Source organism: Streptomyces sp. RP5T (genome assembly GCF_003933965.1).
GTDB lineage: Bacteria > Actinomycetota > Actinomycetes > Streptomycetales > Streptomycetaceae > Streptomyces.
In genome coordinates, this window is sequence record NZ_RSAJ01000246.1 from 1 (window position 1) to 12,102 (window position 12,102).

The following is a 12,102-nucleotide window of genomic DNA, read 5'->3' on the forward strand; positions in this document are numbered from 1 at the left end:
GCCAGGCCCCCTACGGCGTCCCGCAGCCCCCTCCCCCGGGCGGCGGCAGCGGCAAGACGATCGGCATCGTCCTCGGCGCGGTGGCGGTCGTGGCCGCGATCGCGGTCGGCGCGTGGCTGGTCCTCGGCAACGGGGGCGGCAGCGGCGGCTCGGACATCGCGGACGACGGGGCGCACACCCTGTCGACACCGGCGACCGTCCTGACGGACTACAAGAAGTCCGGGAGCGCCGAGGGCGACGGTTTCAGCGAGGACGACGTCAGGGACGCGGAGAAGCACGGCGTGAAGAACGCCAAGGACGTGAGCGCCACTTACCAGTCCGGTGAGGCGACCGACTACCTGAATATGAAGATGATCAACTTCATGGGTGTCTACGGCGACATCGACGACCCCGAGAAGGTCGTGGACGCCATGTTCAAGGAGATGCAGAAGAGCGCCGCCACGGACTCGGACGGCGAGGCCGTCGGCAGCCCGAAGGCGTACACACCTGCCGGCCTCGACGGCGCCGTCCTCAAGTGCCAGGAGACGAAGGTCTCCGACAGCTCCGGCTCCGGTCCGAGCTCGATCAGCATGCCGGTGTGCATCTGGGGCGACCACAGCACGCTGGGTGTGGTCATCCCGATCGACATGGCGGACGCCATGGCCGGAAAGGCGGCGGACCTTTCAGGCGCGGCCGACATGACGGCGAAGCTCCGCAAGGAGGTTCGCGTCAAGGCCTGACGCGGCACCCGCAACAGAGAAGGGGCCCCGGTCGGTTGACCGGGGCCCCTTCTCCGTGTCTGCGGGACTTACGCCGTCTTCTGCTCGCCCGAACCCCGCCCGCGGGCGTCCCTCGGGATGAGCGTCGGGTTGACGTTGGAGTGGACCACGTCCGCGGTGATGACGACGCGGGCCACGTCCTTGCGGGACGGGATCTCGTACATGACGCCCTGCAGGACCTCTTCCATGATGGCGCGCAGGCCGCGCGCGCCGGTCTGGCGGAGGATGGCCTGGTCGGCGATGGCCTCCAGGGCCTCGCGCTCGAAGTCCAGCTCCACGCCGTCGAGTTCGAAGAGGCGCTGGTACTGCTTCACCAGTGCGTTGCGCGGCTCGACCAGGATCTGGAGCAGGGCCTCGCGGTCCAGGTTGTGGACCGAGGTGATGACGGGGAGGCGGCCGATGAACTCGGGGATCATGCCGAACTTGACCAGGTCCTCGGGCATGACGTCCTCGAACTGGTCCTTGGCCTCCAGCTCGCGCTTGGAGCGGATCGTCGCGCCGAAGCCGATGCCCTTGGCGCCCGCCCGGGACTCGATGAGCTTCTCCAGGCCCGCGAAGGCACCGCCCACGATGAACAGGACGTTCGTCGTGTCGATCTGGATGAACTCCTGGTGCGGGTGCTTGCGTCCGCCCTGCGGCGGGACCGAGGCCGTGGTGCCCTCGAGGATCTTCAGGAGCGCCTGCTGCACGCCCTCGCCGCTCACGTCGCGCGTGATGGAGGGGTTTTCACTCTTCCGCGCGACCTTGTCGATCTCGTCGATGTAGATGATCCCGGTCTCGGCCTTCTTGACGTCGTAGTCGGCCGCCTGGATCAGCTTGAGCAGGATGTTCTCGACGTCCTCGCCGACGTAGCCCGCCTCGGTGAGCGCGGTCGCGTCCGCGATCGCGAACGGGACGTTCAGCATGCGGGCCAGGGTCTGCGCGAGGAGCGTCTTGCCGGAGCCCGTGGGGCCCAGCAGGAGGATGTTGGACTTCGCCAACTCGATCGCGTCGTCACGGCCGTTGCCGCCGCCGTTCTCGCCGGCCTGGACTCGCTTGTAGTGGTTGTACACCGCCACGGAGAGGGCCTTCTTGGCCGCCTCCTGGCCCACCACGTAGCCCTCCAGGAACTCGTAGATCTCGCGGGGCTTGGGCAGTTCCTCCCAGCGCACCTCGCTCGTCTCGGCGAGTTCCTCCTCGATGATCTCGTTGCAGAGATCGATGCACTCGTCGCAGATGTACACACCAGGCCCTGCGATGAGCTTCTTGACCTGCTTCTGGCTCTTGCCGCAGAACGAGCACTTGAGCAGATCGCCGCCGTCACCGATGCGTGCCACGGTGTGCTTCCCCTTCGCCTGGGAGACGCCTAGGTCCAGCGGCTCCTGGTGCTGCCTTATGTCCGACGGTACCTTGCCGGGCCCCCCGTTCGGGCCCCCCTTGGCAGGGTTCACTTTGACGTGCACGGTGCCAAGGGGCGGCATATCCTACGGGGTCCGCCTAGCGGACGGCGGCGTTGTTCATCTTCCGGGTGGAGATGATCTGGTCGATCAGGCCGTACGCCAGGGCGTCGTCGGCCGTGAGGATCTTGTCGCGCTCGATGTCCTCGCGGATCTTCTCGATCGGCGTGGTCGAGTGCTTGGCCAGCAGGTCTTCCAGCTGCGCGCGCATCCGGAGGATCTCGTTGGCGGCGATTTCCAGGTCGGAGACCTGACCGCGGCCGGTCTCGCTGTAGGGCTGGTGGATCAGCACGCGCGCGTTGGGCAGGGCCATGCGCTTGCCGGGCGTACCGGCGGCCAGCAGGATCGCGGCGGCGGAGGCCGCCTGACCCATGCAGACCGTCTGGATGTCCGGCTTCACGAACTGCATCGTGTCGTAGATGGCCGTGAGCGCCGTGAAGGAGCCACCGGGGCTGTTGATGTAGACCGAGATGTCCCGGTCGGGGTCCATCGACTCCAGGCACAGCAGCTGCGCCATGACGTCGTTGGCGGAGGCGTCGTCGATCTGGACGCCGAGGAAGATCACCCGCTCCTCGAAGAGCTTCGCGTACGGGTCGTACTCGCGGATGCCCTGCGAGGTGCGCTCGACGAAGCGGGGGATCACATAGCGGGACTCGGCGCGCGGGCCGGTGTACTCGGCCTCGGTGCGGGCGTAGAGGCCGCTGCCGGGGAAGTCGTTCACTGTCTGTCTCCTAGGGGCTTAGGCGGTCGGCTGAGGGGCTGAGCGGGGGTGTGGTGGCCCCGCATGGGGCTCAGGCCCCGGTGCCGCCGCCGCCCGGCATGCCGGCGGCCGTGGCGATCACGTCGTCGATGAGGCCGTACTCCTTGGCCTCGAACGCGTCGAACCAGCGGTCGCGGTCCGAGTCGCGGGTGATCTGCTCGATCGTCTGGCCGGTGTGCTGCGAGGTGAGCTCGGCCATGCGCTTCTTGGTGTGCAGCAGCCGCTCGGCGTGGATCTTGATGTCCGAGGCCGAGCCGGCGAGGCCGGCGGAGGGCTGGTGGATCAGGATCTCGGCGTTCGGCAGGGCGAAGCGCTTGCCCGGCGTGCCCGCGCTGAGCAGGAACTGGCCCATGGAGGCCGCGAGGCCCATGGCGATGGTCACCACGTCGTTCTTGATGTACTGCATGGTGTCGTAGATCGCCATGCCCGCGGTGATCGATCCGCCGGGGCTGTTGATGTAGAGGTAGATGTCCTTTTCCGGGTCAGCGGCAAGGAGCAGCAGCTGTGCGGTGATCTTGTTCGCGATGTCGTCGTCGACCGGCTGGCCGAGGAAGATGATCCGCTCGTTGAGCAGCCGGTTGTAGACATGGTCGCCGAGGCCACCGCCGATGGAAGGCTCGCCGGCGGCGGAGGGCATCAGATTCGTCACGTATCCACCTGCTCGTCTTACGACGGCGCCGGGCCGTCTTCACGTGTTCCCGTCCGGGGGCTGGGCAGTCTGCGGGACTTCCCTGCCCTGGTACTCATGGACCCTAACGCGCTGGTCCCCTTGGGGAATCCCGGTAAGGGGGGTGTTCGCCGGGGGCGTAGCCCGTGGTATCGCCGGTGTACCGCCGGGCGCGGGCGCCGCGCGGCCCGTGCGTGGCCCCTGTGCTGCCGCTGTGCGGCTCGTGGCCCGGCATCTGCCCGGGCCCTGCGTGGTTCTTGTGGGGCTCTGCGCGTGGCCCCCCACGGCCCCCGGCCCGGTCTCCCGGCCCGTCCCTCGGCCCGATCCTGCGGACGCGGACGGGAAGGGCCCCGGAGACCTGCGTCTCCGGGGCCCTTCCTACGGCGTTCGAGAGGCCGTGGGCTCAGCCCTCGGTCTTCTCCTCGGCCTCGGCCGGGGTCTCCTCGGCGGCGGCCTCGACGGTCTCGGCCGTCTCGTCCTCGTCGTCTTCCAGGTCGACGACCTCGCCGTTGGTGTCCTTGACCGTGGCGGCCTCGACCACGACGGCCAGGGCCTTGCCGCGGGCGACCTCGCCGACCAGGAGCGGAACCTGGCCGCCCTCGACGACCGCCTGGGCGAACTGGTCGGGGGACATGCCGGAGGAGGCGGCGCGGCGCATGAGGTGCTCGGTGAGCTCCTCCTGGTTGACGTTCAGCTTCTCGCGCTTGACGAGCTCGTCGAGCACGAACTGGGTCTTGATGCCCTTGACCGCGGCTTCCTTGGTCTCGGTGTCGAACTCCTCGGCCGTCTTGCCCTGGATCTCGAGGTACTTCTCCAGGTCGAGGCCCATCTGACCGAGCTGGTGGTGCTCCAGGTTGTGCTTGCGGGTGTTGATCTCGTCCTCGAGGAGCTTCTCGGGGACGGGCACCTCGACGAGCTCCAGGAGCTTCTCCAGGACGCGCTCCTGGGCCTGGGTGGCCTGGTCGTACTGCTTCATGTTCTCGAGGCGCTTGCGGCTGTCGGCGCGCAGCTCCTCCAGGGTGTCGAACTCGGAGGCGAGCTGCGCGAACTCGTCGTCCAGCTCGGGCAGTTCGCGGGCGGCGACCTGGGTGACCTTGACGGTGACCTCGGCCTCCTTGCCGGCCGCGGAGCCGCCCTTGAGCTCGGAGGTGAAGGTGGCCTCGCCACCGGCCTCCAGGCCCTTCACGGCGTCGTCGATGCCGTCCAGCAGCTCGCCGGAGCCGATGGTGTAGGAGACGCCGCTGGCGACGCCGTCCTCCAGCACCTCGCCGTCGACCTTGGCCTCCAGGTCGATGGTGACGACGTCGCCGTCCTCGGCGGCGCGCTCGACGGGGGACGTCGAGGCGAAGCGCTCACGGAGCTGCTCGACCGACTTGTCGATGTCCTCGTCGGTGACCTCGACGGCGTCGACCTCGACCTCGATGCCGGAGTAGTCCGGGATCTCGATGGCGGGGCGGACGTCGACCTCCGCGGTGAAGTTCAGCGTCTCGCCGTCCTTCAGCTCGGTGATGTCGACCTCGGGCTGGCCGAGGACGTCGATCTCGGCCTCGTTGACCGCCTCGGTGTAGAACTTGGGAAGCGCGTCGTTGACGGCCTCCTCCAGCACCGCACCGCGGCCGAACCGCTGGTCGATGACGCGGGCCGGGATCTTGCCCTTCCGGAAGCCCTTCACCGTGACCTGCTGGTTGATCTTCTTGTACGCCGCGTCGAGGCTGTCCTTGAGCTCCTCGAAGGGCACCTCGATGCTGAGCCGAACCCGAGTCGGGTTCAGGGTCTCCACGGCGCTCTTCACGGTTCGGTCTCCTTGTGGCTGACTTCTCGGATTCTGCCGGGGCCAGAACGGCTCCGGCGGATAGCCGCCCGGAGGACTTCTAGTAGGAGAGACACACGGGCGTGCAGCTTGCATAGTAACGGCAGCGGCGACACGCCCCAAAGGCGATCACGGACTCGGTCGCGCGAGCTGATCGCGCAGGTGGTCGCGCAGGTGGTCGGGGTGGCGGGATTTGAACCCACGGCCTTCCGCTCCCAAAGCGGACGCGCTACCAAGCTGCGCCACACCCCGTCTGGTGCGACACGTAGGGTACATGCCCGCAGGCAGCGGGGTTGCCGCATTTCACGAGCCCCGACCCACAGCACTCCTACGCGCGAGTACGACATCACCCGTCCGGGCAGCCCGGGCAGCGGGAGGGGCACGGCGTCCGGGTCGAGCGCCGGGCGCGTCGCGTGGCGCCGACCTGCCTCGCCTGCCGGTGGGTGCCCGGAGCACGAGGGGGGCGCGGCGGAGACCCGTACACGCCTCGGTGATCCCCTGCGCGCCGCCGCGGGCGGAAGGGGTGTGCGACGAGGGGTGACGACCCGGTACGATGCTTCCGTGCCGTCGGCCAGCGGACCGCGGCGCGTGCTGTGCGGGCGTAGCTCAATGGTAGAGCCCTAGTCTTCCAAACTAGCTACGCGGGTTCGATTCCCGTCGCCCGCTCCATACACATCAGGGCCAGGTCAGAGGATCAATCCTCCGCCTGGCCCTGATCGTTGTCCGGGGGCGGCGCCATGGCACCTGAATACGGCCACATCGCGACCTACTGGGATCCGGTCGAATTCGCTCACACTCAAACGCATGGGGGCGATTCGGGATCGTGACCAGTCGGCGTGCCATCGCTGCGGGGAGATCGGCCACGCCGTGCGTGAGCGCGGACGGTTCGGTCTCATGGCGAGCTACTGCGAGGGGTGCTGGAATGCCCTCGCCAACGAGATGGCCGCGGCCGACGGGGCCACCGCCGCCCCCAGACCCGATCCGGGCCCCGACGACACGACGTGGATCGAGCCACCCCGCTGTCCCGAGTGCGGCGCAGCGGTTCGCATATACCCCACCGCCTACGACCGTTGGGTCAGTCTCGCCATGGCGGAACTGCCCGCCAAAGACGTTCCCGAGCCCTTCAGGTGGCGTCTGACGAGGCTGCCGGGACGGTCCCCCGTCCCCACGGACGTCGTGGCCGTGCGGATCCGCGGGATCGATCCGCTGCCGGGGGAACCCGTCGTGCCGGCTCACCGCATGATGTGTGTCCCCGAGTGAGGCGAGTCCTGGTCCGGGCTAGAACTGGATCGAGTTGATGGTCTCCGCTATCGAGTCCAGGAAGCGTTGGATGTCGTCGGCCATGCCGGTCGAGGCGAGGAAGAAGCCGAAGAGCACCGCGACTATGGCGGGGCCGGCCTTGATGGTGCCTCCCCGCATCAACACCACCAGGATGATCCCCAACAGCAGCACCACTGACAGCGAAATGGCCACAACTGATCACACCCTCGGTCGGTCCCGCTCTCCCGGCCCGGGGACGCGACCCCGCGACCCCCGCCAGAACCATCGTGCCACCAACGCGGCCCGCATATGCGGCCGCTGAGCCAACGTTTGGCCATGCCGGTACACGCTCCGCACCCACTGGCCGGTTCCTTTCGGCCCCCGGCCACCTCGTCCGCACATTCCGTCCGCAGGGAATTCGAAGCACCGACACAGCTGTGCGACGGGTGCAGTTATGCGGCATTTCGGGGTGATTAATCCTGACAACACAGGCCTGTTGAAGGCGACCCAGAAGTGAACAAGCAGCAACGATACGGTTGGTTTTACGGCAACGCACAGCCGAGGCTAGGGTGCCTCAGATGTTTCCAGCCGCCGCCGACGCAGTCCCCCGTCCGCGTTCTCCGCAGGACCCGCCTCCGCACAAGCAGCGTGACGCCTTCTTCGACAACGCCAAGTACCTGGCGATCGTCCTGGTGGCGGTCGCGCACTCCTGGGAGCCGCTCAAGGGCGACAGCCGGATCCTGGAGGGCGTGTACACGGTCGTGTACTCGTTCCACATGCCGGCGTTCATCATCGTCTCCGGTTTCTTCTCGCGCAGTTTCGACATGCGCCCGGACCGGCTGAAGCGGCTCGTCACCGGCGTCGCGGTGCCGTACATCGTGTTCGAGACGGCGTACTCCCTCTTCAAGCGCTACGCCGACCACGATCCCCGCATGGAGATCAGCCTCCTGGACCCGTGGTTCCTGACCTGGTTCCTGGTGGCGCTGTTCATCTGGCGGCTGACCACGCCGATCTGGAAGCTGGTGCGGTGGCCGCTGCCGCTCGCGCTCGGCATCGCGATGCTGGCCTCCGTGACCCCGGACATCGGCGACGACCTGGACCTCCAGCGGGTGCTGCAGTTCCTGCCGTACTTCGTGCTGGGGCTGGTCGTGAAGCCCGAGCACTTCCGGATGGTGCGCCGGCGTTCGATGCGGATCGTGGCGGTGCCGGTGTTCGCGGCCGCGCTCGCCGTCGGCTGGTGGGCCGTGCCGCGCATGAACACCGAGTGGTTCTACCACCGCAACGCCGTCCAGGAGATGGGCGCGCCCTGGTGGACGGGGCCCGTCATGGTGCTGGCCATGTTCGGCAGTTCGCTGCTGCTGACGGCCTGCTTCTTCGCATGGGTACCGGGCCGGCGGATGTGGTTCACCGCGCTCGGCGCGGGCACGCTCTACGGCTATCTCCTGCACGGCTTCCTGATCAAGGGAGCGGGCTTCGCGGGCTGGTTCGACCCCGCCTGGCTGCACCGTCCGGCCGGTGAGCTCTTCGTGAGCGCCCTGGCCGCGATCGCCGTCACCCTGCTGTGCACCGCGCCGGTGCGCCGGGTCTTCCGGTGCGTGATGGAGCCCGAGATGAACTGGGCGTTCAGGACGGACGCCCCCGACGTGGCCCGTCCGCGCGAGCAGAGGGCGGCACCTCGCGAGAAGGCCGGCGTCTAGCTGTATTGGCCTGGTCCGCCGGACACGCCCTAGCCGGATTCCCGGCCCAGACCGAGAAGCGCGCGCATCCTCGCGTACTTCTCGGTCAGCCGGTTCCGGGTGGCCTCGTCGAGGACCGCGAGGCGTGCCGGGTCCGCGTTGTGCGCCAGGTCGGCCTGCTTGACCAGCAGCGCGCCCGCGGTGGCGAGGATGCGCCCGGCGTACGCCTCGGGCGGCTCTCCGGCCCGCTTGGTGACGGCGAGCACGATGTCCTTCGTACGGCGGCTGAGCGCGGCCTCTTCGAGCCACTGCGCCGACAACGCGTCGTCCTCGACGGAGTCGTGCAGCCAGGCCGCCGCGATCTGGTCGTCGTCGCCGCCACGCGCGCGTACGCCCTCGGCGACGGCCCGCAGGTGTTCGGCGTAGGGCCGTCCGGCCTTGTCGGTCTGGCCCTCGTGTGCGGCGCGGGCGAGGGTCTCGACCTCGGCCAGGGTCAACTCGTCGGTCATGACCCCAGTGTGTCGTGTCCGCGAGGGCGCCGTCCCGTCCGCCGGTGCGTCAGCCCAGCTGCTGGTGCGGGGCCGACTGTGCCGTCGGGCCCTCGCGGCAGATCAGCAGCAGCGCCCGGTCGTCGTTGACGTCCTTGGCCACCGCCTCGATCAGGTGCCAGGCGGCACCGTGGAAGCCGCCGGCCACATAGCGGTCGGCCTCGCCCGTCAGGCGGTCGATGCCCTCCACTATGTCGCGGTCGGACGTCTCCACCAGGCCGTCGGTGAAGAGCATCAGGACGTCGCCGGGCCGCAGCGATCCCTTGACCGGGTCGAACTGGGCGCCGTCGTAGACACCGAGGAGGGGGCCCTCCGCTGCCTTCTCCTCCCAGCGTCCGCTGCCCGCGCTCAGTTGCAGCCCCGGCGGATGGCCGGCCGAGTAGAGCTCGTAGTCGCCGGAGTCCAGGTCCAGGACCAGGTGGATGGAGGTCGCGAAGCCCTCGTCCCAGTCCTGGCGGAGCAGATAGCCGTTCGCGGCGGGCAGGAAGGCGTGCGGGGGCAATGAGCCCAGCAGACCGCCGAAGGCCCCCGACAGCAGCAGCGCGCGCGAGCCCGCGTCCATGCCCTTGCCGGAGACGTCCGTCAGGACGACCTCCAGGGTCCGGCCGCCGTTGGTACGGGCCGCGACGACGAAGTCACCGGAGAAGGACTGCCCGCCCGCGGGCCGCAGCGCCATCTCCCGGTGCCAGCCGTGCGGCAGGTGCGGCAGCTTGCTCTGCACCCGGATGCGTTCGCGCAGGTCGAACAACATGGTGCCGCCGCGCCGCCAGGGCACCCCGACCCGGCTGCGGAACTGGGCGATCAGCAGACCGAAGAACCCGCAGGCGGCCACGACCAGGACCACGCCCGGGGTGACCCGGGAGGGCCCCTCGGTGTACGGGCCCAGCTGCACCGACTCCACGATCAGGGCGGTCGCCGCCGCCGCGTACAGACCGAGCAGGCTCGCCGGGCGCAGCAGCAGACCGCCGGCGACGATGGGGAGGACGAGCGCGGCCGGTGAGCACCACACCGAGTTCATCAGGGTGACGGCCGCGATCACCGGGACGGTCAGCAGCAGACCGGCGAGCGCGACCCAGTCCGAGCCGTCGCCGCGGAAGTAGTCCACGGCGCTTCTGCGCAGGCCGACGCGGACCCGGTGCCACTGCATCCTCAACCGGGCCGTGAACGTCTCGGCTGCCGCGCGCCGCTCTCGTCCTGCTGCCATTAGTTCGGGACCTTATCCGTCGAACCCCCTGCTTGGCACAGGAGGTACGACTTGTCCCCCGTGCGAGGTTCAACTTCACAGTCGTGCAAGGGTCGTACCCTTCCCGGCGCTCCCCGCCTCCTTCCGTGTGCGACGGGCCGTGCCGTAATTCCCTCGCCGGTCGCGCGGGGCCCTGGTAGGCATGGTTCATGGGGACTGACTTGCGCGTGCTTCGGCAGGACGACTGGGACGAGTGGTACGAGAGCCTGATCCGCGCCTTCGGCGGGGTTCCGGAGTCGGCCGAGGAACGGGAGCTGTGGCGTGCGCTGACCGAGCACGACCGCTCCATCGGCGTCTGGGACGACGGGCGCTGCGTGGGGACGGCGGGGGCGTTCGGCTTCCGGGTGACCGTGCCGGGCGGAGCGTCCGTGCCCGCCGCCGGCGTCACCATGGTCGGCGTGGCCGGTACGCACCGGCGGCGCGGGGTGCTCACCTCGATGATGCGCCGCCAGCTGGACGACGTGCGCTCCTGGGGCGAGCCGCTGGCCGTGCTCACCGCCTCCGAGCCGGTGATCTACGGCCGGTTCGGGTACGGCGTCGGCACCTACCACCTCAACGCCGACATCGACACGAGTCGGGTACGGCTGTCCCTGCCGCCCGGCACCGACGACGTACGCCTGCGGTACGCGGCGCCCGCCGATGTGCTGGAGGCGTGCGAGGCGGTGTACGCCGCCCTGGTGCCACGGCGGCCCGGGATGGTCGCCCGGATCCCGGGCTGGGAGCGGCTCGGGGTGCTCGACCCGGAGGGCGACCGGGGCGGTGCCTCGCCGCTTCAGTGCGTGGTCGCGGAGCGGGACGGCGAGGTCGTGGGGTTCGTGCGGTACCGGGTCAAGGCGGACTGGGAACCGGCCGGCCCCAAGGGCACGGTGGTGCTCTCCGACCTGGAGGCGCTGGACCCGGCCGCGCACGCCGCGCTGTGGCGGTTCCTGTTCGACCTCGACCTCACCTCGCGGATCGACGCACGGCGCCGGCCGGTCGACGAGGCCTGGCAGTACCTGGTCTCCGACGTCCGGCGCTGCTCGCTGCTGGTGCGGGACTCACTGCACGTCCGGCTGGTGGACGTGGGGGCCGCGCTGGAGGCCCGGACCTATCAGACGCCGGTGGACGTGGTGTTGGAGGTCGAGGACGCCTTCTGCCCCTGGAACAGCGGGCGTTGGCGGCTCAGCGGGGACACCAAGGGCGCCTCCTGCGACCGTACGACGGACTCGGCCGATCTCGCCCTGTCCGTAAGGGAGTTGGGGGCGGCCTATCTCGGCGGCGTGAGCCTCGCCTCGCTCGCGGGGGCCGGGCTGGTCCGGGAGCTGCGGCAGGGGGCGCTGGCCGAGGCCGCAGTGGGCTTCGGCTCGCCCGTCGCGCCCTGGCTGCCGCACGGCTTCTAGGGCCCTGTTCTCACCGGCTCTGGCAGGCCGGGCACCAGAAGAGGTTGCGGGCGGCGAGATCGGCGGTGCGGATCTCGCCGCCACAGATGTGACAGGGCATTCCTGCCCTGCGGTACACGTAGACCTCGCCGCCGTGGTCGTCGACGCGGGGCGGGCGGCCCATCGCCTCCGGGGTGTGCTCGGGGCGGACGGTGTCGATGCGGTTGTTCCGCACTCCTTCGCGCATGAGCCCGACGAGGTCGGTCCAGAGCGCGTCCCACTCGGCGGGGGTGATGTCCCTGCCCGCGCGGTACGGGTCGATGCGGTGCCGGAAGAGGACCTCAGCCCGGTAGACGTTGCCCACGCCCGCGACGACCTTCTGGTCCATCAGCAGGGCGGCGATCGTCGTACGGCTGCGGGAGATCCGCCGGTGGGCGAGGTCCGGGTCGGCGTCCTCGCGGAGCGGGTCCGGGCCGAGACGGTCGTGTACCGACTGCTTCTCGGCGGGGGTGATCAGGGCGCAGGTCGTCGGGCCGCGCAGGTCGACGTAGGCCGTGGGGTTCGCGAGGCGGAGGCGGACCGTGTC

12 protein-coding genes and 2 tRNA genes are annotated in these 12,102 nt (G+C 69.6%); 5 read left to right on the forward strand and 9 right to left on the reverse strand.

Annotated features, from left to right (window positions below; all coding sequences use genetic code 11):
- The coding region (locus tag EHS43_RS46590; protein WP_185806375.1) for a hypothetical protein at positions 1–719 on the forward strand (719 nt) is incomplete at its 5' end.
- Positions 720–787: 68 nt separating this feature from the next.
- On the opposite strand, the gene clpX is transcribed toward EHS43_RS46590, so the two are convergent.
- The 5 genes from clpX to EHS43_RS24130 form a co-directional block, all read right to left on the reverse strand.
- Positions 788–2,074 (reverse strand): ATP-dependent Clp protease ATP-binding subunit ClpX, encoded by a 1,287-nt coding sequence (gene clpX / locus EHS43_RS24110; protein WP_053846477.1) that lies wholly within the window; start codon positions 2,072–2,074, stop codon positions 788–790.
- 160 nt (positions 2,075–2,234) lie between these two features.
- The gene (locus tag EHS43_RS24115) at positions 2,235–2,915 is read right to left on the reverse strand and encodes an ATP-dependent Clp protease proteolytic subunit (protein WP_020136160.1); all 681 of its coding nucleotides are present in this window, start codon (positions 2,913–2,915) and stop codon (positions 2,235–2,237) included.
- A gap of 70 nt (positions 2,916–2,985) precedes the next feature.
- Complete coding sequence (locus EHS43_RS24120; protein ID WP_020136159.1) at positions 2,986–3,591, reverse strand: ATP-dependent Clp protease proteolytic subunit; 606 nt, start codon at positions 3,589–3,591, stop codon at positions 2,986–2,988.
- Between the two features lie 433 nt (positions 3,592–4,024).
- Positions 4,025–5,413 carry a trigger factor gene (gene tig, locus EHS43_RS24125; RefSeq protein WP_125192857.1) on the reverse strand — a complete coding sequence of 463 codons (1,389 nt, stop codon included), beginning with the start codon at positions 5,411–5,413 and terminating at the stop codon, positions 4,025–4,027.
- 193 nt (positions 5,414–5,606) lie between these two features.
- Positions 5,607–5,683, reverse strand: a tRNA-Pro gene (locus EHS43_RS24130).
- 343 nt (positions 5,684–6,026) lie between these two features.
- On the opposite strand from EHS43_RS24130, the gene EHS43_RS24135 reads away from it, so the two are divergent.
- Positions 6,027–6,100 (forward strand) — tRNA-Gly (locus EHS43_RS24135).
- A gap of 135 nt (positions 6,101–6,235) precedes the next feature.
- The gene (locus tag EHS43_RS24140) at positions 6,236–6,691 is read left to right on the forward strand and encodes a DUF6083 domain-containing protein (RefSeq protein ID WP_125192858.1); all 456 of its coding nucleotides are present in this window, start codon (positions 6,236–6,238) and stop codon (positions 6,689–6,691) included.
- 18 nt (positions 6,692–6,709) lie between these two features.
- On the opposite strand, the gene EHS43_RS24145 is transcribed toward EHS43_RS24140, so the two are convergent.
- On the reverse strand, positions 6,710–6,904 hold the full coding sequence (locus EHS43_RS24145; protein WP_125192859.1) for a hypothetical protein: 195 nt from the start codon (positions 6,902–6,904) through the stop codon (positions 6,710–6,712).
- Positions 6,905–7,269: 365 nt separating this feature from the next.
- Here EHS43_RS24145 and EHS43_RS24150 point away from each other — a divergent pair, with 365 nt between their 5' ends.
- Positions 7,270–8,388: an acyltransferase family protein gene (locus tag EHS43_RS24150; protein ID WP_125192860.1), complete on the forward strand. Its 1,119-nt coding sequence runs from the start codon at positions 7,270–7,272 to the stop codon at positions 8,386–8,388.
- A 29-nt stretch (positions 8,389–8,417) separates the two neighbouring features.
- On the opposite strand, the gene EHS43_RS24155 is transcribed toward EHS43_RS24150, so the two are convergent.
- Together EHS43_RS24155 and EHS43_RS24160 are read right to left on the reverse strand one after the other, a co-directional pair.
- A complete protein-coding gene (locus tag EHS43_RS24155; RefSeq protein ID WP_125192861.1) occupies positions 8,418–8,876 on the reverse strand; it encodes an HD domain-containing protein in 459 nt (152 codons plus the stop codon).
- Positions 8,877–8,925: 49 nt separating this feature from the next.
- Complete coding sequence (locus EHS43_RS24160; RefSeq protein WP_125192862.1) at positions 8,926–10,119, reverse strand: PP2C family protein-serine/threonine phosphatase; 1,194 nt, start codon at positions 10,117–10,119, stop codon at positions 8,926–8,928.
- A gap of 188 nt (positions 10,120–10,307) precedes the next feature.
- Between EHS43_RS24160 and EHS43_RS24165 the strand changes: the two genes are divergently transcribed.
- On the forward strand, positions 10,308–11,537 hold the full coding sequence (locus EHS43_RS24165) for a GNAT family N-acetyltransferase (RefSeq protein WP_185806376.1): 1,230 nt from the start codon (positions 10,308–10,310) through the stop codon (positions 11,535–11,537).
- Positions 11,538–11,547: 10 nt separating this feature from the next.
- On the opposite strand, the gene EHS43_RS24170 is transcribed toward EHS43_RS24165, so the two are convergent.
- Positions 11,548–12,102: Fpg/Nei family DNA glycosylase (locus EHS43_RS24170; protein WP_125192863.1), on the reverse strand; the 555-nt coding region annotated here is incomplete at its 5' end.